At 72.1% G+C, this 23729-nt stretch carries 22 protein-coding genes; 13 read left to right on the plus strand and 9 right to left on the minus strand.

Annotated elements, in window-relative coordinates:
* The first annotated feature begins 197 nt into the window (after positions 1-197).
* On the plus strand, positions 198-1406 hold the full coding sequence (locus ACFV5H_RS29765; RefSeq protein WP_385198075.1) for a S8 family peptidase: 1209 nt from the start codon (positions 198-200) through the stop codon (positions 1404-1406).
* A gap of 101 nt (positions 1407-1507) precedes the next feature.
* Here ACFV5H_RS29765 and ACFV5H_RS29770 read toward each other — a convergent pair whose 3' ends face one another.
* Complete coding sequence (locus ACFV5H_RS29770) at positions 1508-2014, minus strand: cupin domain-containing protein (protein ID WP_385051229.1); 507 nt, start codon at positions 2012-2014, stop codon at positions 1508-1510.
* A gap of 137 nt (positions 2015-2151) precedes the next feature.
* On the opposite strand from ACFV5H_RS29770, the gene ACFV5H_RS29775 reads away from it, so the two are divergent.
* From ACFV5H_RS29775 to ssuE, 10 genes are all read left to right on the plus strand, one after another.
* Positions 2152-2586 carry an RrF2 family transcriptional regulator gene (locus ACFV5H_RS29775; RefSeq protein WP_385051227.1) on the plus strand — a complete coding sequence of 145 codons (435 nt, stop codon included), beginning with the start codon at positions 2152-2154 and terminating at the stop codon, positions 2584-2586.
* Complete coding sequence (locus tag ACFV5H_RS29780; RefSeq protein WP_385051225.1) at positions 2583-3506, plus strand: DsbA family protein; 924 nt, start codon at positions 2583-2585, stop codon at positions 3504-3506. The genes ACFV5H_RS29775 and ACFV5H_RS29780 overlap by 4 nt, the downstream gene beginning before the upstream one ends.
* 459 nt (positions 3507-3965) lie before the next feature.
* A complete protein-coding gene (locus tag ACFV5H_RS29785) occupies positions 3966-5537 on the plus strand; it encodes an ABC transporter substrate-binding protein (RefSeq protein WP_385198076.1) in 1572 nt (523 codons plus the stop codon).
* A gap of 47 nt (positions 5538-5584) precedes the next feature.
* The gene (locus tag ACFV5H_RS29790; protein ID WP_385198077.1) at positions 5585-6562 is read left to right on the plus strand and encodes an ABC transporter permease; all 978 of its coding nucleotides are present in this window, start codon (positions 5585-5587) and stop codon (positions 6560-6562) included.
* Positions 6563-6565: 3 nt separating this feature from the next.
* Positions 6566-7447 carry an ABC transporter permease gene (locus ACFV5H_RS29795; RefSeq protein WP_385051219.1) on the plus strand — a complete coding sequence of 294 codons (882 nt, stop codon included), beginning with the start codon at positions 6566-6568 and terminating at the stop codon, positions 7445-7447.
* Positions 7444-8328 carry an ABC transporter ATP-binding protein gene (locus tag ACFV5H_RS29800; RefSeq protein ID WP_385051217.1) on the plus strand — a complete coding sequence of 295 codons (885 nt, stop codon included), beginning with the start codon at positions 7444-7446 and terminating at the stop codon, positions 8326-8328. The genes ACFV5H_RS29795 and ACFV5H_RS29800 overlap by 4 nt, the downstream gene beginning before the upstream one ends.
* Positions 8325-9173, plus strand: a complete 849-nt coding sequence (locus ACFV5H_RS29805; RefSeq protein WP_385051215.1) for an ABC transporter ATP-binding protein — start codon at positions 8325-8327, stop codon at positions 9171-9173. Before ACFV5H_RS29800 ends, ACFV5H_RS29805 begins: the two co-directional genes overlap by 4 nt.
* Before the next feature lie 35 nt (positions 9174-9208).
* Positions 9209-10549, plus strand: coding sequence for an LLM class flavin-dependent oxidoreductase (locus ACFV5H_RS29810; RefSeq protein WP_385051213.1), 1341 nt, complete (start codon positions 9209-9211; stop codon positions 10547-10549).
* A gap of 85 nt (positions 10550-10634) precedes the next feature.
* Positions 10635-11396: an alpha/beta hydrolase gene (locus ACFV5H_RS29815; protein WP_385198079.1), complete on the plus strand. Its 762-nt coding sequence runs from the start codon at positions 10635-10637 to the stop codon at positions 11394-11396.
* Positions 11397-11458: 62 nt separating this feature from the next.
* Positions 11459-12016 (plus strand): NADPH-dependent FMN reductase, encoded by a 558-nt coding sequence (ssuE, locus tag ACFV5H_RS29820; RefSeq protein ID WP_385051210.1) that lies wholly within the window; start codon positions 11459-11461, stop codon positions 12014-12016.
* Positions 12017-12705: 689 nt separating this feature from the next.
* On the opposite strand, the gene ACFV5H_RS29825 is transcribed toward ssuE, so the two are convergent.
* The 7 genes from ACFV5H_RS29825 to ACFV5H_RS29855 all read right to left on the minus strand — a co-directional run bounded on the left by ACFV5H_RS29825 (position 12706) and on the right by ACFV5H_RS29855 (position 21921).
* Complete coding sequence (locus ACFV5H_RS29825; protein WP_385051208.1) at positions 12706-13296, minus strand: ATP/GTP-binding protein; 591 nt, start codon at positions 13294-13296, stop codon at positions 12706-12708.
* A complete protein-coding gene (locus tag ACFV5H_RS29830) occupies positions 13277-13675 on the minus strand; it encodes a DUF742 domain-containing protein (RefSeq protein ID WP_385051205.1) in 399 nt (132 codons plus the stop codon). Before ACFV5H_RS29830 ends, ACFV5H_RS29825 begins: the two co-directional genes overlap by 20 nt.
* On the minus strand, positions 13672-14118 hold the full coding sequence (locus tag ACFV5H_RS29835) for a roadblock/LC7 domain-containing protein (RefSeq protein ID WP_385051203.1): 447 nt from the start codon (positions 14116-14118) through the stop codon (positions 13672-13674). Before ACFV5H_RS29835 ends, ACFV5H_RS29830 begins: the two co-directional genes overlap by 4 nt.
* Positions 14115-16544 (minus strand): nitrate- and nitrite sensing domain-containing protein, encoded by a 2430-nt coding sequence (locus tag ACFV5H_RS29840; RefSeq protein ID WP_385051201.1) that lies wholly within the window; start codon positions 16542-16544, stop codon positions 14115-14117. Before ACFV5H_RS29840 ends, ACFV5H_RS29835 begins: the two co-directional genes overlap by 4 nt.
* A gap of 323 nt (positions 16545-16867) precedes the next feature.
* Positions 16868-17260 carry a VOC family protein gene (locus tag ACFV5H_RS29845; protein ID WP_385051199.1) on the minus strand — a complete coding sequence of 131 codons (393 nt, stop codon included), beginning with the start codon at positions 17258-17260 and terminating at the stop codon, positions 16868-16870.
* 172 nt (positions 17261-17432) lie between these two features.
* Positions 17433-19556, minus strand: coding sequence for a cellulose binding domain-containing protein (locus tag ACFV5H_RS29850; protein ID WP_385198080.1), 2124 nt, complete (start codon positions 19554-19556; stop codon positions 17433-17435).
* A 463-nt stretch (positions 19557-20019) separates the two neighbouring features.
* Positions 20020-21921 carry an ABC transporter ATP-binding protein gene (locus ACFV5H_RS29855; RefSeq protein ID WP_385198081.1) on the minus strand — a complete coding sequence of 634 codons (1902 nt, stop codon included), beginning with the start codon at positions 21919-21921 and terminating at the stop codon, positions 20020-20022.
* Between the two features lie 391 nt (positions 21922-22312).
* Here ACFV5H_RS29855 and ACFV5H_RS29860 point away from each other — a divergent pair, with 391 nt between their 5' ends.
* Both ACFV5H_RS29860 and ACFV5H_RS29865 read left to right on the plus strand, forming a co-directional pair.
* Positions 22313-22450 carry a hypothetical protein gene (locus tag ACFV5H_RS29860; protein WP_385051315.1) on the plus strand — a complete coding sequence of 46 codons (138 nt, stop codon included), beginning with the start codon at positions 22313-22315 and terminating at the stop codon, positions 22448-22450.
* A gap of 318 nt (positions 22451-22768) precedes the next feature.
* Entirely contained in the window at positions 22769-22894 is a 126-nt protein-coding gene (locus ACFV5H_RS29865) for a hypothetical protein (RefSeq protein ID WP_385051193.1), read from the plus strand.
* A gap of 206 nt (positions 22895-23100) precedes the next feature.
* Here ACFV5H_RS29865 and ACFV5H_RS29870 read toward each other — a convergent pair.
* Positions 23101-23729, minus strand: a 629-nt coding sequence (locus ACFV5H_RS29870; RefSeq protein ID WP_385198083.1) for an FG-GAP repeat domain-containing protein, incomplete at its 5' end; no start/stop codon positions are given.

Consider the following 23729-nt stretch of genomic DNA (forward strand, 5'->3'; position numbering starts at 1 on the left):
TACTTGTATGTCGTGCCCATGACGACATTGTTGACAGATGCTCAACTCCCTTGTCCGGCAAGGAAGTCATGGATGAGCCTTGCTTGCAGCCCGGAGCGGAACGCAACGGTCCAGGCAGGGGTGCGCGATCACGCGTACCCACCCCCACAGACGCGTGCCCCACCCAGGCACGCCGCCCGGAGGAGGACCCCCTCGTCATGGCACGACTGCGCAGCAAGAGAATACGGTTCGCGGCGATCGCCGGTGTCGCGACGGCGGCGATCGCCGGCGGTGTCACCTCGGCCCCCGCCCAGGCCGCCCCCGCCGAGGGCACGGTGCTCGCCGCCGGCTCCGCGACCGCGGTCAAGGACAGTTACATCGTGACGCTGAAGAAGGCCGCCGGGCTCAAGGCGTCCTCGGCCGCGGGCAGGGACCTGGTCGAGCAGTACGGCGGCAGCGTGCGGAAGACGTTCGGCAGCGCGCTGAACGGCTACACCGCCGCCCTCTCCGCCACCGCGGCCAGGCGCCTGGCCGCCGACCCGGCGGTCGCCTCCGTCGAGCAGAACCAGCGGGTGAGCGCGGCCGACACCACACAGTCCAACGCACCGTGGGGCCTTGACCGCATCGACCAGGCCTCGCTCCCGCTGTCCGGTACCTACACCTACCCGGACAGCGCGGGCAGTGGTGTCACGGCCTATGTCATCGACACCGGCGTGCGTATCACCCACCAGCAGATCAGCGGTCGTGCCAGTTACGGCTACGACGCCGTGGACGGCGACACCACCGCCTCCGACGGCAACGGCCACGGCACCCATGTGGCCACCACCATCGCCGGATCCACCTACGGAGTGGCCAAGAAGGCGAAGATCGTCGCCGTACGGGTGCTGGACAACAACGGGTCCGGGACCACCGCCGGGGTCATCGCCGGCATCGACTGGGTGACCAAGAACCACTCCGGTCCCTCGGTCGCCAACCTGTCGCTCGGCGGCGGCGCGTCCACCACCCTGGACACGGCGGTGCGCAACTCCGTCGCGAGCGGCGTCACGTACGCGGTCGCCGCCGGCAACAGCGGCGCCAACGCCTCCTCCTACTCCCCGGCCCGGGTCACCGAGGCCATCACCGTGGGCGCCACGACCAGTACGGACGCCCGGGCGAGCTACTCCAACTACGGCTCGGTGCTGGACGTCTTCGCTCCCGGCTCCTCGATCACGGCCGGCTGGCACACCGGCGACACCGCGACCAACACCATCTCCGGCACCTCGATGGCGACCCCGCACGTCGCCGGAGCGGCGGCGGTCTACCTGGCCGGCCACACCTCCGCCACCCCGGCCCAGGTCGCCTCGGCCCTGGTGAACGGTGCGACCACCGGCAAGGTGACCGGCCCCGGCTCGGGTTCGCCGAACCGGTTGCTGAGGCTCGTACCGTGACGGTTCCCCGGCCCGGTGGTGATCCTGTGAGCTGCCGGACCTGAACCGCGGTGCCCCGGAGGCCGGACCGTCCGCCCGACTCCGGGGCACACCGGTGCAGGTCAGGCCTCCTCGGCCGGAAGCGCGTGCAGCCGGGGCAGGTTCACCACGATCGCCTCCTGGGTGCTGCGGGCGATGACCACCACCGCCTCCTCGGCGGGATCGGGGTTCTCCTCCCGGTGCGGGACGAACGGCGGGACGAAGACGTAGTCACCCGGGGACGTGCGCAGCCGCACCTCCTCGGTGCCGTCGCCCGAGTCGTCCAGGAACACGAACTCGGGGTGGCCGCTGACCACATAGATGGCGGTCTCCGACTCCCCGTGGTGGTGGTCGGAGGAGGAGGTCGCGGGAGCGACGTGGGTCCGGCCCATCCACAGCTTCTCGGAGCCCACCGTCCGCCCGCTCACGGCGGCGAATCTGCGCATGCCGCCGGTCTGCGCCGTGTCACCGTCCAGCGAGTCCGCGCGCACATGGTGCAGACGGGTGCGCAACGGGGCGGTCGAACGCCCTGGGCTGTCGTGAAGATGGGGGTGGAAGCCCTCACCGGGGGCTGTCAACGGCTCGCTCATGCCGGGACGCTAGAAGGGCGCCGAAAAAGATGTCAAGAGGTGTCCATTGCTGTTCACCTGCGGCAATGTTCCCGCAACAGAGGGCGTGAAGCGGTGGATCCCCTCGCCGGGAGGGTGCGGTCCGGCATCATGGGCGCATGCATATCTCCGCGAAGGCGGACTACGCCACGCGGGCCCTGCTGGAGCTCGCCCGTGAACCCGCCCGCCCGTTGACGTGCGAGGCCATCGCCTCCTCCCAGCAGATCCCGTTCCGCTTCCTGAAGTCCGTCGTGGGCGAGCTGCGCAGGGGCGGACTGGTCCGCAGCCAGCGCGGCTGCGAGGGCGGCTACTGGCTCGGCAGGCCCGCCGAGGACATCACGCTGCTGGACATCTCCCGTGCGGTCGACGGGGAGTTGCTCACCCTGCGCGGCGAGTCCCCGGCCGCGCTGGACTACCCCGGCGCCGCGGCCGGGCTGCCCGATGTGTGGCGCCGGATCGAGGCGGACGCCGCGGCCGTGCTGGGCGGGGTGACCGTGGCCTCGCTGCTGCCCGCACCGGCCGGCGAGGGGCTGTCCGGGAAGGGAGCCGCGTGACGGCGGAGCCGGACGGGTCCCTGGTGGAGGTGGTGGAGTACACCGATCCGCTGTGCCCCTGGGCGTGGGGTTCGGAGCCCGTGTTCCGCCGGCTGCGCGCGGTGCTGCCCGAGCGGGTCCGTCCGCGTCGCGTCTTCTGCGTCCTCTTCGACGAGGACGACGACCCGCCGCCCGACCCGGCGGCGGAGACCGCCTGGTACGCGGGTTACGTCGACGAGGTCTGCCGGCACACCGGTGCTCCGCGGGCGGCCCGGCTGAGCCGGGTGGCGGCGAGTTCCTGGCCCGCCTCGCTCGCCGCGAAGGCGGCGGAACTGCAGGGCGCCGAGGTGGCCGACCGGGTGCTGCGCAGGCTCCGGGAGACGGTCTTCGTCCTCGGCGAACCGGCCGACACTCCCGCGCGGGTCCTGTCCGCGGTACGGGGCACACCGGGACTGGACCTGGCTCGGCTGTCCGTGGACGCGCTGTCCGGCGCCGTGCTGGAGCGGGTCCGCGCCGACCACGCAGAAGCGCGCCGCCCGGTTCCCGAGGCCCGTTCCGCGCCGGGCGGTTCGCCGCATCCGGGCGCCGCCAAGGAGACCGCCGACGGTGGCTTCCGGTACGCGTTGCCGACCGTGCTCGTCCGGGCGCCGGGCGGCCACCGCGTGGTTCCGGGGTGGCGTCCCTACGAGGCGTACGCCGCCGCCGTACAGGAGCTGTGTTCGCGGCCGATGCGGGACAGGGGGCCGGCCGCCACGGCACCGGACGAGGCGCTGGAGCGCTACGGCAGCCTGACCGGGCCGGAGGTCCGGCTGCTGACGGACGGGCCGTGGCCACCGCCCGGGGCGGTCCGGGTCGAGACCGGGAACGGTCCGCTGTGGCTGCACCCGGACGAGGCCGCGACGCATCCGGCCACCCGGCGGGGCGCTCCCTCCGCCCCCTGACAGGTCCCTGATCCGCGGTCAGCGGCCCGTCCCGCCGAATGAGACACCATTAGGTGTCCATTGACAGGCGCTCGCGACTGCCCACAGGATGTGGCACATGCTCACGACGCACCCCGGCGTGGTGTGCCGCTACGTGGACCTGCGGCGCACCTGCAGCGCCCTCTGTCGCTGACCGGCCGCCCTCCGCGGCTCCCAGGCGCCTGACCTCTTCCGTCAGTTCCGGCCGTCCGCCGCTCAGCCGAGCCGCGCCCGCCGCCCGCGCCGCCCTCCTTCCGCGCGTTCCCGCCAGCCCTCCCTCCTGGTGCGGTCCGCCTCCGCGAACCCGTCGACGCCGTGCGCTCCGAGCCTGCCCCGGCACGCCCGTACCGGCGTCGGGCGCGGCGGCGCGGCCCTCCCCTGCCCCGCTCCCGCCCGCGGCCGTACGGCCCCGGGAGCCGGCACCGTCACAGAAAGTACGAGATGCCCGGACGACTCACGCCCCGACGCCCCGGACCGCACTGCCGATCCGGCCGACCGCGCGCCACCGCACTCGGCACCGCCCTCGCCACCGTGCTCGTCCCCGCCCTCAGCGCCTGCGGCGGCGACGCGGCCTCCGCGAACGGTGCCGCGACCCTGAAGTGGACCTCGACCTACTTCCCCGCCCACTGGGACCCGGTGGTCTCGGGCAGCGGCGCGCAGTTCCGTGAACTCGCCCTCGTGTACGCCTCGTTGACCCGTACCGACGCCACCGGCAAGGCGGTCCCGGACCTGGCCGAGAGCTGGGAGTACAACGACAGGGGCGACCGGATCACCTTCCACCTGCGCCCCGGACTGAAGTTCAGCGACGGGGAACCGGTGGACGGCGCCGCCGTCAAGGCCGCCGTCGAGCGGGCCCAGAAGCAGCAGAACTCGGCCCTCTTCGGCGACCTGACCTCGATCGAGTCGGTGGAGGCCAAGGGTCTGGACGCCGTCGTCCACCTCAATCAAGTCGACTACCAGATCCCACAGTTGCTCGGTCAGCGGGTCCTGCAGATCGCCAGTCCCAAGGCGGCCGCCTCGCCCGAGGAACTGGACCGGAACCCGGTCGGCGCCGGCCCGTTCACCGTGACACAGCTCGTGCCGGGGACCAAGGCGGTGCTGAAGAAGAACCCCGACTACTGGGACGCGGAGAACATCCACATCGACAACGTCGAGCTGACCTCGGCGCCCGACGCCTCCACGGTCGTCTCCGGACTGCGGACCGGCGTGTACGACTTCGCCGACATCGACCCGAGTCAGGCGGACGCCGCCGAGAAGGCCGGCCTCGACGTCTTCGTCCAGCCCGGGTTCAACGCCTCCAACATCAGCCTGAACGTCAACAAGGCGCCGTTCGACAACGACAAGGTCGTCGACGCCGTGCGGTACGCGGTCGACCGGCAGGAGTTCGTCGACAAACTGACCTTCGGTCACGGCGAGGCGACCAACCAGCCGTTCCCCAAGGGGTACGTGGCCTACGACCCGGAGTCCGAGGACGCCTACCCCTACGACCCGCAGAAGGCGAAGAAGCTCCTCGCCGAGGCGGGTTACCGGGCCGGTGACATCGAGCTCGATCTGGTCGTCCCGGCGGAGGACCCCCAGGCGGAGATCGTCCAGTCGCAGCTCGCGAAGGTGGGCATCACCGTCGACATCAGGATAGACAAGAACTGGGCCACGCCCTTCTTCGCCAAGGACCTCACGTTCTCGCTCTACAGCACCACCGGCCGGGACTCGGCGGTGCAGACCCTCACCGCCCACTTCGGCCCCGACGGTCCGCTGAACCTCAGCTCCCCCTACCAGCCGGACGGCTTCGAGGCGGCCGTCACCAAGGTGCGGCAGACCCCGCTGGACGCCCCCGAGTACCCGCGGGTGCTCCAGGCGGCGACGCGGGCCGGCCTGGAGAGCAGGGCGCTGGTGTTCACGTACTCCTCGCCCAACCTCATCGCCAAGAGCAAGTCGGTCTCCGACCTGCCGAAGATCCCCGCCCACATCGACTGGACCGGCGTGACCATCGGCGGCGAGGGGGCGACCCCGTGACGGCCGCCGAGGTGCAGGCGGGACCCGTCCTCCGTGGCGGGCCCGCCATGAGGAGGGCGCGACAGACACTGGTCCGCGTGCTGGTCACCCTCGCCCGGTCGGTCGCGATCTTCGTGCCCGTGTTCCTGGTGGCGACGTTCGTGACGTTCGCGCTGCGGTCGCTGAGCGGGCTCAGCCCGGCCCGTATCCAGCTGGGCGAGGAGGCGACCCCCGAGGCCGTCGCCAGGGTCGAGGCGCAGTGGGGCCTGGACCGGCCCTTCCTGGTCCAGTACGGGGACTGGATCGGCGGTGTCCTGCGCGGGGAGCTCGGATCGAGCTGGACCAACGGCGCGGACATCTCCACCCTCATCGGCCTCGGACTGGGGGTGAGCCTGTCCATCGCGACGTTCGCGCTGGTCATCGGTGTGGTCGTGGGCTTCGCGCTCGGCACGCTGGCGGCGCTGCGCCGCACCACGTGGGTGGACCGCGCGATCACCGGGTTCGTCACGGTGATCTCGGTGATGCCCGCCTTCGTGGTCGGCATCGTGCTGGTCGCCGTCCTCGCCGTCCAGCTGGACCTGTTCCCCTCCGCCGGGTACGTCCCGGCGGAGCAGGGGTTCGGGCCGTGGCTCGCGCACATCACGCTTCCGGCGCTGGCGCTGAGCTTCGACGTCATCGCCGATGTCGCCCGCCAGCTCCGTTCCGGTCTGGTCGCCGCCTACCGGGAGAACTACGTGACGGGCGCGGTCGTACGGGGGCTGAGCCCACGGCGGATCTTCTTCGTCCACGTACTGCGCAACGGCCTGGGGCCGACGCTCGCCACCCTGGGCCTGAAGTTCCCGGCCCTGGTCGGCGCCTCCGTGGTCACCGAGTGGATCTTCGGCCTGCAGGGCTTCGGCCGGTTCGCCAACGACTCCGCGCAGGCCGGTGACGTACCGGCCGTGCAGGGTGTCCTCGTGGTGTCGATCGCGCTGGTCGTCTCCTTCAACGTCGTCGTCAACCTGGTGCTGGCACGTGTCACGCCGGCCTCGCAGCGGGGGGTGTGAACCATGGTGCGTCGTGTCCTCTCCCTCACCTCCGGCCGCATCGCCGTGGCGATCCTGACGGCGGTCGCGCTGCTGGCGCTCCTCGGGCCGCTGCTCGCCCCGCAGGATCCGCTGGCCACCAGCGACAACACCCTCGCCGCCGCGTCCGGCGGCCACTGGCTGGGCACCGACTACCTCGGCCGGGACGTCCTGAGCCGGCTGCTCGACGGCTCCCGCGTCAGCGTGCTGGGCGCGCTCGAAGTCGCGCTCACGGCACTGGTCGTGGGGGCGGTCCCCGGGATCCTGTCGGTGTACCTGGGCCGGGTCTTCGAGTGGATCACCCTGCGGCTGGCCGACACACTCGTCGCCCTGCCGTTCCTGCTGTTCGCCGTCGCCGTGATCGCCCTGCTGGGCAACGGGCTGACACAGGCGATGCTGGTGACGGGGGTGCTGGTGTCGCCGCTGTTCTACCGGGTGTCCCGCGCCGCCACGCTGGCGGTGGCCCGCTCGCAGTACGTCGAGGCCGCGCTGATCTCCGGCGCCTCGGTCGGCTGGGTGGTGCGCCGCCACGTGTGGGTCAAGGTGCTGCCGCCGATCGCGGTGGCGTTCGCCCAGACCATCGGCACCGGCTTCGTCATCGTCTCCAGCCTGACGTTCCTGGGCATCGGCGTGCAGCCCCCGGAGCCGACCTGGGGCGGGCTCCTCGCCTCCGACCTCGGCTACCTCGGCCACCGGCCGTGGGCGCCGCTGACCCCCGCGCTGCTGATCATGGTCACCGTCTGGGCCGGCAACCTGCTCGCGGACGCGATCCGCGACGTGTCCGGCGAGGCGGGGCGCGCGCTGGTCGAGGGCCGCGGCACCCGCGCCGGACGAACCGACCCCACCCCCGCAGGAGGTGTGCGATGACGACGGTTCCCGAGAAGCTCCTCACCCGGGCCGAGGAGACCGGCGCACCCGGGCCCGCGCGGACCCCGGCCCCGCCGCTGCTCTCCCTGCGCGACGTGCGCATCGGTGACGGCGACGGCCGGGAGATCGTGCACGGCGTGAGCTTCGACCTCACCCCCGGCAAGGTGGTCGGGATCGTCGGCGAGTCCGGCAGCGGCAAGACCCTCACGTGCCGGGCCGCCCTGGGCATCCTGCCGGCCCGCTTCGAAATCACCGGCGGTTCGGTCGAGATCGACGGCACCGACATCTCCGCCCTCACGCCCGCACGGTGGACCGCGCTGCGCGGGGCCACGATCGGCGCGGTGTTCCAGGACCCGGCGTCCTACCTCAACCCGTCGCTGCGGATCGGCAGGCAGATCGCGGAGGTCGTCCGGGTCAAGAAGGGCCTCGGGCGCCGCGAGGCGCGGGAGCGGGTTCTCGGCCTGCTGCGCGCGGTGCGTCTGCGGGACCCCGGACTGGTCCACGACCAGTACCCGTTCGAACTGTCCGGCGGCATGCTCCAGCGCGTGCTGATCGCGGCCGCGATCGCCGCGGACCCGCGGATCCTCATCGCCGACGAGGCCACCACCGCGCTGGACGTCACCGTGCAGGCGGAGATCCTCGACCTCCTGGCCGACCTGCGCGAACGGGCCGGGCTCGCCCTCGTCGTCGTCTCCCACGACCTGGCCGTCGTGGCGCGGTCGTGCGACGAGGTCCTGGTGATGCGGCAGGGCGAGGTGGTCGAGCAGGGCCCGACCCGCGCGGTGCTGGACGACCCCCGGCACGACTACACGCGGCTGCTGATCGGCGAGCACGAGCAGTACGGACTGGAGAAGTTCCTGACGCCGAAGGAGGAAGCATGACCGGCGAACGGCCGGACACCGGCACCCGCCCGGTCCTGGACATCACCGGCCTGGAGGTCCGTTACGGTACGCGCCGCCGGCGCCACCGGGCCCTGCACGGCGTCTCGTTGAGCGTCGCGCCGGGCGAGACGGTCGGCCTGATCGGCGAGACGGGCTCGGGCAAGTCCACCCTCGCCCGCACCGTGCTCGGGCTGGTGCGCCCCTTTGCCGGGTCGGTGGTCGTCGACGGTGAGGACGTCGGCGCGTACGGCCCCCGCCAGTGGCGCGAGCTGCGCCGCCGGGGTGTGGTCCAGTACGTCTTCCAGGACCCGCTGCGCAGCCTGGACCCGGACCTCACCGTCGGGGCGTCGCTGACCGAGCCGCTGCTCGTGCGTGGCGTACCCCGTGACGAGGCGGGGGCACGGGTGCGCGCGTTCCTGCCGCGCGTACGGCTCTCCGAGGAACTGCTCGGCCGGCTGCCGGGGGAGCTCTCCGGCGGGCAGCGCCAGCGGATCGCGGTGGCCCGTGCCCTGGTCACCGAACCCCGGCTGGTCATCCTCGACGAGCCGGTGAGCGCCCTGGACTCCGCCAACCGGGTCCAGGTCCTGGAGATCCTCAAGGAGCTGCGCGCCACCGGTGTGGCCCTCGTCTTCATCTCCCACGACCTCGGATCCGTCGCGGGGATCGCCGACCGCATCGCCGTGCTGTACCGGGGCGAGCTGGTGGAGACCGGTACCGCACGCGATGTCGTCAACCGGCCCGGACATCCCTACACGCGGCTGCTGATCGGCTCGGCACCCACCCTGCGCGGTGTCCCCGCCGACCGCTCCGAGCGCGAAGCCCTGCGCGCCCTGCTGCACGCCTGAACCCCCGCTCGCCCTCACCACGGACAGGAACAACCATGCCCCGCAAGATCCATCTCGCCCTGCACCCCTACGGCGTCGGCGGCCCCGGCCAGCACGGCCTGTGGAAGGACCCCCGCGTCGCGAAGAACGCGAGCATCGACATCAACTACTACATCCGGCAGGCCCGGGCCGCCGAACACGCCCTGTTCGACGCGCTGTTCATCGTCGACAGCCAGTTCATCAACGCCACCTACCCGTCGCACTACCTCAACCGGCTGGAGCCGCTCACCCTGCTGTCGGCGGTCGCCACCCACACCCGGCACATCGGCCTGGTGGGCACGGCGAGTTCGACGTACAACTCGCCCTTCAACCTGGCCCGCCGCTTCGCCTCGCTGGACCACATCAGCGGCGGCCGGGCCGGCTGGAACGTCGTGACCAGCTTCGACACCGGCACCTCGCGCAACTTCGGTCTTGACGAGCACCTCGACTACACCACCCGGTACGGCCGTGCCCTGGAGTTCGTCGAGGTCGCCCGCGGGCTGTGGGACTCCTACGAGGACGACGCCTTCCCGGCGGACGTGGCCCGCAACGTCTTCCTCGACCCGTCCAGGCTGCACGAACTGAACCACGAGGGCGAGCACTTCAAGGTCGCGGGACCGCTGAACATCTCGCGCTCCGCGCAAGGGCAGCCGGTCGTCTTCCAGGCCGGGGTGTCCGAGGAGGGACGCGACCTGGCCGCGCGGGTCGCCGAGGGCGTCTACGCGCCGGGCGGGTCGCTGGAGCAGGCCCAGGAGTACTACGCCGACGTCAAGCAGCGGACCGCCGCGTACGGCCGGGACCCCGACCACATCAAGATCTTCATCCACGGGGGTCCCGTCGTCGCCGCCACCGATGAGGCGGCCCGGCGCCGGGAGCGGGAGATCTTCGAGGAGGACAACGACTTCGACCGTCATCTGGCGCTGCTCGGCCGCTCCTTCGGCGCCTACGACTTCAGCGCGCACGACCTGGACGCCCCGTTCCCGGACGTCGCCCACCTCGCCGAGAAGGGGGGCCGCACGGGCGCCGCGAAGATCATCGAGCGGGCGCGGGAGGAGAAGCTGACGCTGCGCCAAGTGGCGCAGTCGATGGCCGAGTTCCGCCGGTCGCCCTTCGTCGGTGCGCCGGAGACCGTGGCCGACACGATCGAGCGGTGGTTCGACGCCGGCGCCTTCGACGGCATCAACCTGGCCTTCCGCACCCAGGACGAGCTCGACCTCTTCGTCGACGGCGTGGTGCCGATCCTGCAGAAGCGGGACCTGTTCCGCACCGCGTACGAGGCCGACACCCTGCGCGGCAACCTCGGCCTGCCGGTCCCGGTCAACCGCCACACCCTCGAACGCCGTCCGGTGAACGGCTGAGCAGGCCTTCCATGACCACCGAGGAACCCCGCCCCGGCTTCCGCGCCGGGGACGTCACGACCGTGGACACGCCCAGGAGCCCCGCATGACCGAGTACACCGACCACCACGCCCCCGAGGGCCTGCGCACCCGCGGCACGATCGTCGTGGTGCCCGGGCGGGGCGAGACCCGCGCGACCTACGGGCGGTTCGCCGGGCGGCTCGCCGCCGACGCGTACCGGGTGCGCGTGATCGACGCCCCGGACCTCGGAGCGTCCGGCACCGACGCTGCGCTCGCCCGCTTCGGGGCCGCACTGGCCGACGCGGTCGACGGCACGGCCGCCGACGGCGGTGTCGTCGAACCCGTGGTGCTGGTCGGGGCCGACGCGGGCGCCGCCGCCCTGGCCGCGCTCCTCGGCCGGGACGGCGCCGGGCGGCGGGCGGACGCCGTCGTGCTCGCCGGCCTCCCGGGCGCCACGTCCACCGCGGTCGGCTCGTGGGACGAGGAGCTCGACGTACGCACCTCCTGCCCCGCGCACCGGGGCACGCTGAGCGACGACTCCCGGGTCCGGCGGGGTTCGCTCGGTGAAGCGGTCCCCGACGCCCTGCTCACCGCCGCCTACGACGCGGACCTGTCCGTCCCGGCCCTGTTCCTCGTCGGCGACGCGGACCGGCTCGCGGACCGCGACGCCCTCACCCGTACGGCCAAGTACCAGTCCCGGGCCCGCCTTTCGGTGGTCCGGGGCGCCCGCCACGACGTCCTCAACGACGTGAACCACCGCTCGGTGGCCGCCGAGACCGTCGCCTTCCTGGAGACGCTGCGCAACAGGCTGGTGCCGGTGGTCTCGGTGGAGTCGAGCACCTGGTGAACGCCGGAGCACTCCCCCGGCCCGGCCTCCCCTCCCGAACATCGATCACGAAAGGTCCGCCCATGGCCTCCATCCTGTCCGTCTCCGGAAGCCCCTCCACCGGCTCACGCACCGCGCGACTGCTGCGCCATCTCGACGACCGGCTGCGGCTGCACGGGCACGACGTGACACCGCTCGACGTACGCACCCTCCCGGCCGAAGCACTCCTGGGCGCCGACTTCCGGCATCCGGCGATCACCGCCGCCACGGCCCTGTTCGCCCAGGCGGACGGTGTGGTGATCGGCACTCCGGTGTACAAGGCCGCCTACTCGGGCCTGCTGAAGTCCCTGCTGGACCTGCTCCCGCAGTACGCCCTGGCGGGCAAGACGGTGTTCCCGCTGGCCACAGGGGGCAGTACGGCCCATGTCCTGGCCATCGACTACGCGCTGCGTCCCGTACTCAACTCCATGGGCGCGCTGCACATCGTCCCCGGCTGGTTCACCCTCGACCGGGACATCACCGTCGACGAGGACGGGGCGACGGTCGTCGCGCCGGGCGCCGCCGAGGCCCTGGCGCAGGTCACGGACCAGTTCTCGGCGGCGCTGGGAGGGGCCACGGCCAGGCTCGCGCCCACCGGCTGACCGGGGCTGCCGCGGCCGGCACGGCGGGGGGTGTCCAGGCGGTTCACAGCCGGGCGCCGCGGCGCTCCCCGCGCAGCAGCCACGCCAGGTAGGCGCCGCCGGCCCCGCCGGCCCCGCGGGCAGTCGTGCCTCCCCCAGTGCCTTAAGGGCCTGGAAGGTGCCCCCAGGGCGGCACGGGTGGGCGGTGGGGGCACCTCCCGCTCATGGGGGTTCCTCCCGCTCATGGGGGTCCCTCCCGCTCATGGGGGTCCCTCCCGCTCGAGCGAAGCCGAGAGTGGGGGAGAAGCCGAGAGTGGGGGAGAAGCCGAGAGTGGGGGAGGCACCCCGCGAACGCCAGGCCGCGCGAACACCCCCGGCCCGCACCAACGCCGGGGCACCCCGTAACCCGCCAGGTCCGGCCGCATGCCCCTTCTCCCTCCCTGTCCCCTCCCCGACCGTCCGAGACCTTCCGAGGAGTCCCGCTCACATGTCCCCCGTACGTGCCCCCGCAGAACCGTCCTGGCTTCCGCCGCAGCCGTCGTGGCGGGAGCGCTGCTCCTGACCGGCTGCGGTGACGGCGACGACGACGCGGGCGGCAAGGAGTCCGGCACCCGCCGGATCACGGACGTCACGGGCCGCGAGGTACGCGGCCTCCGCGGTCGGCCACGTCCGCGTCGGCGGTGAGCGGGGTGGCGACCGCGCTCCAGGGATCACATGGCCGGCTGGGTCGCGGAGCGGCGGGTCATGAGGTGTTCGATCAGGGTGAGCAGGACGTCCCTGCCGTCGGTCCGCTCACGTGCGTCGCACATCACCAGGGGAACCTGCGGGTCCAGGTCCAGGGCGGTGCGGACTTCCTCAGGCGTGCGGTCGCGGACGTTGTGGAAGCAGTTGACCGCGACGACGAACGGGACACCGCGGCTCTCGAAGAAGTCGATGGAGGCGAAACTGACCTCCAGGCGGCGGGTGTCGACCAGTACCACTGCTCCCAGGGCTCCGAGCACCAGGTCGTTCCACATGAACCAGAAGCGTTCCTGGCCGGGGGTCCCGAACAGGTAGACCACCAGTTCGTCACTGACGGTGATGCGCCCGAAGTCCAGGGCGACGGTGGTGGTGGTCTTGGCGTCGATGCCGACCAGGTCGTCCACGCCGACGCTGGCCCGGGTCAGGTACTCCTCGGTGTGCAGGGGGGCGACCTCGCTGACCGCGCCGACCAGGGTGGTCTTGCCCACGCCGAAGCCGCCGGCGATCAGGATCTTCACGGCCTGGGCCGTCTGTGCCGGATCAGAGCCCGCGGAGCCCATCTCTCACCGCCTCAAGGATCGTCATGTCGGGGAGGGTGCCGTTGTGCGCGAAGGCCAGGGGCGGCCGGGCCCGTACCCGGCCGGCGTCGATCAGGTCGCCGATGAGGATCTTGGTCACCGACACCGGCAGGTCCAGCTCGGCGGCGATCTCGGCCACCGCGACGGGCCTGCGCGCGCACAGGCGCAGGACGGTGCGGTGTTCCGGCTGCAGTGCGGGCCGGCCGGCCGCGGTGTCCGTACCGGACGTGGTCCGTACCGTGATCAGAGTGATCAGGGTCAGGTCGTCACGGCCGGCGGTGGTGCGGCCGCCGGTGATGGTGTAGGGGCGGACCAGCGGTTCGTCCGCGTCGTCCTCCAGGTCCTCCGTCCAGTGCCTCACTCGCCGGCCCCGGGGCCGGCGGGCGGGGACGGGTCGGACCCCGGGGTGCGTTCGTCGGTGCCCAGCTTCTGGCCCACCTGCTGGACCAGGGTGTGCATGGCGACCGCCATCACTTCGGCGTCGACCTCCTGGGAGGCGACCACGGCCAGGTGGGTGCCCCGGCCGGCCGCGGTGACGAACAGCCACAGGTCGGCCATCTCGACGATGACCTGGTGGACCGGACCGCCCTGGAAGAGCTGTCCGACGCCACGGGCCAGGCTCTGCTGACCGGTGGCGATCGCGGCCAGCCGCTCGGCGTCGGAGCGTTCGACGGTCTTGGAGCGGCTGATCACCAGGCCGTCGTCGGACAGCACGATGGCATGCCGGGTACCGGCGACCTGGTCGACCAGTCCGTCGAGGAGCCAGTCCAGGTCTGCGTCGGTGGCGGTGGTTCGCTGAGTCATCCTCGGTCTTCCCTCGTGGGCGGTTCGGACTGGTCGGTGCCGGGCGCGGACGGCCGCGCGCCAGCGGCGCGGTTCTTGCGGGACTGCCGCTGGAAGGCGCCGATGGTGGCGCCGGAGCGGGCCGGGGCACTGGACGGGGCCTGGGAGACCGGGGGGTCCTGCGGAGCCGGCGCGCGCAGCTCGGCCACCAGGCTGGCCTGACGCGTCCGGCGGGGCAGGGGCGCGGGCCCGGTCTGCGGGGCCGGCGGACCGGCGGGGGCCGGCGATGCGGGGGCCGGCGCCGGTGCGGTGACGTCGGCCATCGCCTGCCCCCGCGACCGTACCGGCAGGTCGGCCGAGCCGTCCGCGGGACGGGGATCGGCATGCCGGCGCGGCGGGGGGAAGGGGGTGCCGGCGTCCTTCGGTGCCGGGCCGTCGGCCGCGTCCGGCACCGATCGGGGCCGCTCGGCCACGAGGTCCTGCGGGACGAGGACGATGACGCGGGTGCCACCGAACGCCGAGGGCCGCAGTTCCACCTGCAGGCCCAGGCTCGCCGACAGGCGGGCCACCACGTACAGGCCCAGGCGCACGTCGTCGGCGCGGGTCATCACGTCCATCTGCGGGGGCGCCTGCATCAGGGCGTTGACGGCCTCGTACTGCTCGGCCTCCATGCCCAGTCCGCGGTCCTCTATCTCCACCGCGACACCCCGGCTGACCGGTGCCGCCTTGATCTCGACCGGAGCCGGCGGCTTGGAGAACGCGGTCGCGTTCTCCATCAGCTCGGCCAGGATGTGGATCAGCGGCCCCACCGCCCGCTCGGAGATCCACGGCCGGCCCTCGACGTCGATCTCGATGCGCCGGTAGTCCTGGACCTCGCCCTGCGCGGCGCGCAGGACGTCCAGCAGCGGCACCGGCTTGCGCCAGCGGCGCCGGGGCTGGCCGCCCGCGAGGATCACCAGGTTCTCCTCGTAGCGGCGCAGCCGGGCGGTGAGGTGGTCCAGGTCGAACAGGCCTTCCAGCAGCTGCGGGTCCTCGTGCCGGCGCTCCAGCTCGTCCAGCTTCTTCAGCTGCAGGCCGATCAGGAGCTGGGTGCGGCGCGCGATGCGCTGCAACAGCCGCTCGAAGCCGCGGTGCTGCTCCGCCTGGCGCACCGCGGTGTGCACCGCGGTGCGGCTGGCCAGGTTCAGCGCCCGGCTCAGCTCGCCGAACTCGTCCGAGGCCGGGGACAGTTCCGGGACCTCGGCGTCCACGTTCACGTCCTCGCCCCGTTCGAGCCGGGTGACCACCTGCGGCAGCCGCTGTTCCAGGTCCTGCGCCTGACCGTGTACGGCGAGGACGCGCCGGCGCAGGACCGTGGTCAGTCGCCAGGTCATCAGCACGACCAGGACGACGGCGAACAGGCCGAGGGCCGCGACGGAGTACAGGTACAGCTTCAGCTCCCGCACGGCGGTGGCGCCGGCGGCGTCGGAGACCTGGCTGTGCACGCCGATGAGTTCCTCGAGACGGGCGATCGAGGCGTCCGCCGCGGCCCGCCACTCCTTGGCGCGGGCCGGGGACAGCGCGACGCCCTCACCGCCGGAGGCCTGCAGCCGTTCCTCCAGCGCGACCCGCGTCCGCCATTCCCCGCTCTTGGTCATCGCCGTGTAGAGCCGGCTCTCCTCGGCGTCGAGGTTCGGTGCCACGCGCGACTTGAGCAGGTACTCGTGGGTGCCGACGGCGTCGGTGACCAGGTCGTGGTCCTCGTCGGACAGCCGGCCCGAGGGCCAGTTCCGAGCCAGCACCGCGTCCTCGCGATTGATCATGTCCACGGCCCCGTTCAGGTCGAACAGGACCTGCGACAGGCCGGTCACCTCACCGTTGGCGCCGCGGGAGATCGCCGCGAAGACCTCGGTGCCGGCCGCGATGGCCTCGGTGTAGTAGGTGAACGCCCGCTCCTCGTCGGCGGTCCCGGCGTCCACCGCGCGGCGCTCCTGCGCGAGCCTGTCGGCCACCCGCACGGTCCGGGAGATCGCGGCGGCCAGGCCCTGCTGGCCGTCGCTGGTGTCCGCGGAGGTCAGCGGTTCGAAGGCGCGCAGGGCGCGGTCGGTGTCCGCGCGCTGCCGGATCAGGGCGGTCCGGGACGCCTCGGGCGCGGCCAGCGCCTCCTGGGTCAGCCGTCGCTCCCGCTGCAGGGCGTTGAACAGGGCCGCGTTGCGCGGGCCCACGGTCGTCTTCAGGTCGTGCTGGGCGGCCTGCACCCGGTACTCGTTGCCCAGTTCGTACGTGGCCAGGCCCCACAGCGCGACCAGCGCCACGCTCGGTACGAGCAGCAGCACCAGCAGCACCGTGCGCAGCGGCAGACGCCGTTCGCCGGCCGCCCACGGCTGCCTGTCCGTCGCGCCCTTCCGTCGGCGGCCGGCCCGCGCGCTGTTCCCTCCGCGCCGCCCGTCCCTGTTCGATCCGCTCACCCGCAGGACACCCTCCTCGTCACTGGCCAGCCGCACCTGTGACGAGAACGCGCCAGACAGTAGCGGTTGGTGGCCTGATATTAGCCATACAGTGCGCGAAGGCCGAAAACGCATTCGACGGTGCAGGTGGACGCGGCCCGCCGGAACGGACCTGTCACCCCGCGACGGAACACCTGATTCCGGTGCTTCCGTCACAACGGCCGGCCGCCCCGCAGGCGCCGTCGGGCCGTCCGCGCCGGTCCGACAGCAGCGGGAGGAGCAGGTGATCCATGGCCGAAGAGAAGGGGCGGACGGTCCGTGCCGTACCGCTCGACGGCCCTCGGTCAGTTCTCCTGGAGCACGGCGAGGACGTTCCCGGCCGGGTCGGTGAACCACGCGATCGCCGCGGGGCCGTCGCCGCCGACCCGGACGACGCCCTTCTCGTCGTGGTCGAATTCCGCGTAGCGCTCCAGGGTGACGCCGCGCCGCTCCAGTTCGGCGACGGCGGCCACGATGTCGTCGACGGGGAAGTTGAGGATCGTGAACGTCGCGGGGGTGTGCGTCTCCTTCGGGTAGACGAAGACCCGCGCACCGCTGCCGAGCGTGAGAGCCAGCACCCGCATGTCCCCCTGCCCGCTCTCCTCCACCTGGAGGCCCAGAGTCCCGCCGTAGAACCGGCGGGCCTCGCCGAGGTCGTCGACCGAGAAACCGCTGAACGCCTGCGCCTGACCGAACATGCTCCGTGTCTCCTCCGTGGGTGGACCGTCCCGCACGTCCCAGGCCACACCATGCGCGCCGGGCGCGCCACGCGGGTGGCGGCCGGATGGCCGTGCGCTCTCGACCCCCTGCGAGGAGACCGGCCCGCCCGGGAGCAGGTCACCCTGCCACCGGTCCCGGGCGGGCCTGGCGTCAGCCGCCCGAGCAGACGGCGCCGTTGAGGCGGAAGACCGTCGGCTGCGGGTTGGGCCCGTCGTTGGCGCCGACGAAGCCGAACGAGGCCGTCGACCCGCCGTCCGGGGCCAGCGCCCCGGCACCCTCGGGAGCCGTCACCCGTACATGCGCGCCCGTCTGGTGGAACGTGGCGTTCCAGCCGGAGGACACCGACTGGCGGTCGGTCGGCCAGTCCCAGTCCACGGTCCAGCCGGTGATCGGGGTGTCCGAGAGGTTCCGGAGGGTGACCGTGGCCACGAAGCCGTTGCCCCAGCTCGTGTCGCGGTGATAGGTCACCGCGCAGGGGGCGTCCGGCGGAGTGCCGGTGGTGAAGGTCAGCGGAGTGGACGGGGCGGAGCGCCGGCCCGAGGCGTCGGCCGCCAGCACGTTGACCGTGTGGGTGCTGCCCGGGGGCAGGTTCCGCAGGGTCACGGACGTGCCGGTGGTCTCGCCCACCACGTAGGTGTGCGCGCCGTCGCGCTCCTGGACCAGGTAGCGGGTGGCGCCCGCCGCGCCCTCCCAGGACAGGCTCGCGGTGGTGTCGGTCACCGCTTCCAGCCGCGGTGTCCCCGGGGCCCCGGCGTCGGAGGCCCCCGGCCCGGTGCCGGGCTGCGGGGTGAGGGTGAGCGTGAGCATTCCGTACGGTGGCACGGTGGCCCGGGAGACGGACGCCGTACCGTCGGTGATGTCGCTGTCGCCGCGCGCGTAACGGCTGACCTCGGGTGCGGCGGCGGACGGGACGAAGCCCTCGTAGTCGAGGGCCACGGTCCGTGCGGCGTCCGGGTCCTTGTTGATGAGCAGGACGCTCAGCCGTCCGTCGCGACGGTGCACGGCGTGGGCGGAGACGTCCTGCGCGGAGGACGCGGCGGCGACCAGGGTGTCGCCGGCCGTGCCCAGTTCACTGGTCATCTTCATGCCGTAGTAGGGGTGGAACGGTGTGTTGGGCGCCGGCTCGCAGACGTCACCGGTGCAGGCGCCGCTGGAGAGCATCCCCATGTCGCCGTAGTCCGTCTCGCCGTCGACGGTGGTGATCCGCCCCGCACCGTTGTGGGTGTTCCACCAGTCGACGGTGAAGACACCGTTCTCCAGGGCCGTCAGATACGCATCCGCGGCGAACAGGCCGTTGGGGCGGGCGGTCAGCATGGCGCCGCCGGTGTTGGTGTTGATCTCGGTGAGGGCGATGCCGATGCGCGGCGAGTCGGCGCCCGCGTACCGGTCGAGCTGGCTGCGGACCTCGCGCAGTTCGCCGGGCAGCCTGGCCAGCCTCGCCATGGCGTCCTCGGCGGTGGTGTCGGCGCCGCCCGCGTACCAGTGGACGCTCACGAAGTCGATGACGTCGGTGACTTCGGAGAGCACGGTGTGGTTCCAGTCGCCGGGATCGCCCTCGGCGACGATGCCGTCCGGCCACTCGCCCGGGGTGGTGAGGACCGCGCCGATCCTGACGGTGGGGTCGACTGCCTTCATGGCCTCGGCGTAGGCGCGGACCTGACGGGCGTACTCCCGGGGGCTCTTGTCCTCGTGCTCGTCGTGCTCCCAGCCGCTGCCGTAGTGGCCGTTGCCGTAGATCTCGTTGCCGATCTCCCAGTACTTCGCGTCGTAGTCCTTGGTGACGTTGGCGTACCGGACCCAGCCGGCCGCCTCCTCGGGCGTGCCGGAGCCGTAGTTGGCGATCAGGATCGGCTGGGCGCCGGTGGCGCGGACGGTGCCCATGAAGGCGTCGAAGCCGGTGCCGGGGGCGACGTATCCGCCGGGTGCCGTGTGCGTCTCCCAGTGGTAGATGTCCGCGTACGAGCCGCCGGGGTAGCGCATCGCCCCGACGTCGGCCGCCTTCATCAGGTCGGCGACCTCGGGATCGTTCATGTGCGAGTCCCAGACGGCCGTGTTGACCCCGCGCGCGGTGTCGGACATACGGCCCAGCGATGCCTGCGTGTTGACCCGGACGTCGACGTCCGCGGCGGAGGTATCGGGCGCGGCGGCCGGCGCGGCACCGGCGGTGTCCAGCGGGGACAGCAGGGCGAGCGCGGCGGTCAGGGCGGCGGCGGTGCGTACGAGGTGACGGGTGCCGGTACCGGCCGGCCGGCCGGGTCTCTGCGGTAAGGACATGGGGGATCCTCCCTCGGGGTCCGGCGGCACGGACGGGGCGGCGTGTGCCGGACCGTGCGGCCGGACAGGCGGAGTGCCGGTGCGGCAGCAGGACGTTCCGCGCCGGTGGCACGGGAAACGGTGCGTGGATGCGGTGCGGTCGTGCACGGGCGGCGCGCGGCGGATCACACTGGTGGGAGCGCTCCCATGATGGGAGTGGTGTGACATCCTGTCAACAGGAGTGCGGACTCCGGGGATATCGGCGTGGCCGTCCACCCGGAGGAGAGCCCCAGGGACGCAGGCCGGCGCGAGCCGGCGGGGCATCCGTACAGGCACGAGCTCACTCGGGTGTCGCCGCTTCACCGTGCCGAGCACGGACGACTCGGTCCCCGGCGGGGAGCGCGGCCATCCTTGCCATGGAGTGCGGTCCGGATCTCGTCGGCGTGACACCACCGGCGGTCAAGGATGGCCGGAAACCTGCTCGTCATGTGGACCCGGTGCTCGTACGGACGTGCGACGACGTCCTGTGGTCCCCGCCGAGCACCGGGTGTCCGGGGACGGATTCGGTGTTCTCGGTGCTCTCGGTGCTCTCGGTGCTCTCGCCGAGGAAGCCGCCCGACTGGTGCCGCCACAGCTTGGCGTAGGCGCCGTTCGTCGCGAGCAGCTCCTTGTGGGTCCCCTGTTCGACGACGCTTCCGCGGTCGAGGACGACAAGACGGTCCATGCCGGCGACGGTGCTCAGGCGGTGGGCGACCACGAGGGCCGTACGTCCGTCCATCAGCCGCCACAAGGCGTCCTGGACGAGGAGTTCGCTCTCCGAGTCCAGCGCGCTGGTCGCCTCGTCGAGCAGCAGGATCGGGGCGTCGCGGAGGACGGCCCTGGCGAGGGCGACGCGCTGACGCTGACCGCCCGAGAGTTTCACTCCCCTTTCCCCCACCAAGGTGGCGAAGCCGTCCGGGAGTTGATCGGCGAACTCCGTGACGTGTGCGGCCACGGCCGCCGCGTGGATCTCCTCGTCGGTGGCGCCGGGCCGGGCGAAGGCGATGTTGTCCCGCAGACTGCGGTGGAACATCGCGGGTTCCTGCGGGACGTAGGCGATCAGTGAGCGCAGGTCGGCCTGGCGCAGCCGGCTGATGTCCTGACCGCCGATCAGGACGCGTCCGCCGTCGATGTCCGACATCCGCAGCAGAAGCCGGGTGAGTGTGGTCTTGCCGCCGCCGGACCTGCCGACCAGGCCGATCCGTGCGCCTGCGGGCACGTCCAGGTCGAGGCCCTGGAAGATCGGCTTCGCACCGGTGTGGGCGAACGTCACCGCCTCGAAGCGGATACCGGTGTCCCGCGGTGCGAGCGGTTCGGGTTCCACCGGGTCGAGCACGGTGGGCGGGTCCAGCAGCAGCTCCGTGAACTGTGCGGCCTCGGTCATCGAGCTCTCCAGACGCCGGTAGATCTGGTTGAACTCGAACATGATCTGGGTCGCGTTGGAGTAGTAGGTGAAAGCGACGACGATCTCCTCCACTCCCTGTCCCGGGCCTCCGAAGGCGACGGCGACCAACAGGCCCAGCACGTTGGTCAGCACGGACATGGGGGCGACCAGGACGTCGACGCGCAGATTGCCGTAGTCCCACGACTTCAGTGTCAGGCGCCGGGAGTCCGCGACACGACTGCGGTGCTCCTGGGCCTCCCGCCGCTCGGCCGCGAACGCCCGGATGGTCTCCATGTTCATGAGGCTGTCGGCGACATGGCCGGAGACCCGGGCGATCGCCGCCTCACGGTCGTTGACGAGCCTCTGCCGACGCCGGATCAGGGGCGTCGCGGCCACCACGGTCAGCCCGATCATCACCAGGAGGCCGGCGACGAGCATCGGTTCGTAGCTCCACAGCACCACGGCACCGAACACCAGGGGGACGAGGCTGCCCACGATCCGGTACGTCACCGTGTCGACGAAGTCCTCGAAGCGCTTGCCGAAGCTCAACACCCGTTTGGTCAGGGAGCCGGCGAAGTTGTCGTGGAAGAACGCCGCGTCCTGGGCGAGGAGTTCGTCCATGCCGCTCACGTACAGGTGCTCCATGCCGAGGGCGTCCACACGGTTCAGGCAGTGCTGCCCGATCCGCCACACGGTCTCGGCGAGCAGCAGCACCGCGCCGAAGCCCAGCACGTACGGCAGTGCCGAGGCGAGGGTGAGACCACCGTCGTCGGCGGCCTGCCCCGCCAGTTTGGCGATCAGCAGGGGGGCGACGTAGCGGATGCCGATGTTGCCCACGGCCGGCAGCAGCAGCGCGGGCAGGGCCAGCAGTCGTAGTCGCAGCAGTTCCCGGCCGTAGCGGCGCAGCGCCAGAACGACCGCGCTCCTGCCCGGCGTCGGTCCTCGCGTATCTGTTGTCCCCATCACACTCCCGGAGGTTCGGAAGTCGGCAGTCTCCCGTCGGGAGAGGTCCCCGGTCCAGGCATTTACCGCGGACCGGCGATAACCGGACACCGATACGCTCAACGCGCACAGCGGACGTATCCACCGGTGGACTTCCGGTGGCCGGTGCGGCCGTTTCGGCTTCGAAAGGCGGACGGGGTCCGGCAGCGAGAAGCGGTACGGGGCGTGCGGCGACGAGACCGGGCGGGGCAGGGACTCCGCCCCGCCCGAACCGGCACGGGAGTCAGCATGGTGGCCGCGCGCATACCCAGTCCCCGAACTATGGTGTCCCGCCACATGTGCGCCTGACCTGCGTATTTCTACGGTGTGCCGACACGTACCCGTCCCCACCGCACACGAGGAAGTGGCGCACATGGCCTCCCCAGCAACCGCTCCACCGACCCCCGCCAACCTCAAGCGCATCGTCGCCGCGTCCCTCATCGGCACCACCATCGAGTGGTACGACAACTCATCCGCCCAGAGCTGCGACCTGCGCACTTGCCGAGTCTGACCCTTTGAAGCCAGCACCGAACCAGCACCGGGAGATTACGTCGGGTGCAGGACTGTGAGGAACCTGCCCGTACGAACACCTGACCGCGTCAACGACCAACGCGAACGATGACTGCCAGTAATGAATGACATGCACCGCCGAACCGCCCTCGCGGGGTTGCGACAAGCCGTCCGCCCGACGCGGCAACCGCGTACCAGAACGGGTCCGGTGCACTGAAGGAGGGCCGAGAACAAAACGGGCAACAGCGCTGTGACCGGAGAGCTCTGCCGGCACCCCACTGAGCTGTGAGAACTCGCCCCCAACCAACGGTCAGCGCAAATGTGCCGCCAAGCCGCGGTGATGGCGTGGCTGTACACCGAGGCGGTCCACAAGGCACCCGACATCGCCGAGCGCGCCCACCTGACAGGCCAGGCCACCCAACTCAACACCCGCCGACGCCGCTGACGGGTCACGTTCGGATTTTCCCCGGCACTGGGCGCACTCCCGTGGCCGAGCGATCCCCCACAGTGTGTGGACAGGTCAAAACCAACTGCACGACGCGTTGCCGACGGGCAACCCCCGCGGGCGCACTCTTCCCCGTGGGGTGGCGGCGTGGGGCCTCCCCCGGGAAACACTTCCCGTGGTCGGCCCCTCGCTCGTGACCCGGTGCCTCAGCCGATGGCGATGCGGGTCTTCCAGTAGCTCGCGGTTCCGATGATCTCGGTGCCGGATCCGGACAGGACGGTCCTGCCGCCGGCGTAGAAGCGTACGGTTCCGTCGGTGCGCGCGGTCCAGATGTCGGGGATGGCGTCGCCGTTGGCGTCGGGGGTGCCGATGAGCAGGTAGATGTTGGAGCTGCCCCAGCCGGAGGCGCCGTAGACGGCGTCGACGCCGTCGGCGGAGTTGGCGGCGGAGGCCAGGGAGGTGAGGTCGGTTCCGCCGCCGGCGGCCTTGATGCCCTTGCGCAGGAGCAGTCGGCCGGAGGCGTCGCTGCGGTAGACCAGGTCGGTCACCCCGTCGCCGCTGATGTCGGCGGCGGTGACGATGTCGCGGTCGGCCCAGGGGGTGGAGGACAGCCGGATCGCCTTGTCGACGGTGGCGCCGTGGTAGCCGGTGAAGGCCCAGATCTCCTCGCCCACGGTGGCGAAGAAGTCCGTGCGGCCGTCCCCGGTGGCGTCGCCCGCCGAGACGATCTGGGTGAGGGCGGCGGGGCTGGGCGCGTTGGACGGCAGGAGGATCTCCACCCGGCGGTCGATGTCGACCGCGCCGTAGCCGTCGCCGGGGTAGACCCAGAGCTTGC

It is taken from the genome of Streptomyces sp. NPDC059787 (assembly GCF_042732315.1).
Taxonomy (GTDB): domain Bacteria; phylum Actinomycetota; class Actinomycetes; order Streptomycetales; family Streptomycetaceae; genus Streptomyces; species Streptomyces atrovirens.

Coding starts and splice junctions, on each gene's coding strand:
- ACFV5H_RS29835 (WP_385051203.1), bottom strand. CDS start 14,118: ATGACTCAGCGAACCACCGCCACCGACGCAGACCTGGACTGGCTCCTC.
- ACFV5H_RS29825 (WP_385051208.1), bottom strand. CDS start 13,296: ATGGGCTCCGCGGGCTCTGATCCGGCACAGACGGCCCAGGCCGTGAAG.
- ACFV5H_RS29850 (WP_385198080.1), bottom strand. CDS start 19,556: ATGTCCTTACCGCAGAGACCCGGCCGGCCGGCCGGTACCGGCACCCGT.
- ACFV5H_RS29800 (WP_385051217.1), top strand. CDS start 7,444: ATGACGACGGTTCCCGAGAAGCTCCTCACCCGGGCCGAGGAGACCGGC.
- ssuE (WP_385051210.1), top strand. CDS start 11,459: ATGGCCTCCATCCTGTCCGTCTCCGGAAGCCCCTCCACCGGCTCACGC.
- ACFV5H_RS29855 (WP_385198081.1), bottom strand. CDS start 21,921: ATGGGGACAACAGATACGCGAGGACCGACGCCGGGCAGGAGCGCGGTC.
- ACFV5H_RS29775 (WP_385051227.1), top strand. CDS start 2,152: ATGCATATCTCCGCGAAGGCGGACTACGCCACGCGGGCCCTGCTGGAG.
- ACFV5H_RS29765 (WP_385198075.1), top strand. CDS start 198: ATGGCACGACTGCGCAGCAAGAGAATACGGTTCGCGGCGATCGCCGGT.
- ACFV5H_RS29810 (WP_385051213.1), top strand. CDS start 9,209: ATGCCCCGCAAGATCCATCTCGCCCTGCACCCCTACGGCGTCGGCGGC.
- ACFV5H_RS29845 (WP_385051199.1), bottom strand. CDS start 17,260: ATGTTCGGTCAGGCGCAGGCGTTCAGCGGTTTCTCGGTCGACGACCTC.
- ACFV5H_RS29865 (WP_385051193.1), top strand. CDS start 22,769: ATGTGCCGCCAAGCCGCGGTGATGGCGTGGCTGTACACCGAGGCGGTC.
- ACFV5H_RS29860 (WP_385051315.1), top strand. CDS start 22,313: ATGGCCTCCCCAGCAACCGCTCCACCGACCCCCGCCAACCTCAAGCGC.
- ACFV5H_RS29790 (WP_385198077.1), top strand. CDS start 5,585: ATGAGGAGGGCGCGACAGACACTGGTCCGCGTGCTGGTCACCCTCGCC.
- ACFV5H_RS29770 (WP_385051229.1), bottom strand. CDS start 2,014: ATGAGCGAGCCGTTGACAGCCCCCGGTGAGGGCTTCCACCCCCATCTT.
- ACFV5H_RS29785 (WP_385198076.1), top strand. CDS start 3,966: ATGCCCGGACGACTCACGCCCCGACGCCCCGGACCGCACTGCCGATCC.
- ACFV5H_RS29815 (WP_385198079.1), top strand. CDS start 10,635: ATGACCGAGTACACCGACCACCACGCCCCCGAGGGCCTGCGCACCCGC.
- ACFV5H_RS29795 (WP_385051219.1), top strand. CDS start 6,566: ATGGTGCGTCGTGTCCTCTCCCTCACCTCCGGCCGCATCGCCGTGGCG.
- ACFV5H_RS29805 (WP_385051215.1), top strand. CDS start 8,325: ATGACCGGCGAACGGCCGGACACCGGCACCCGCCCGGTCCTGGACATC.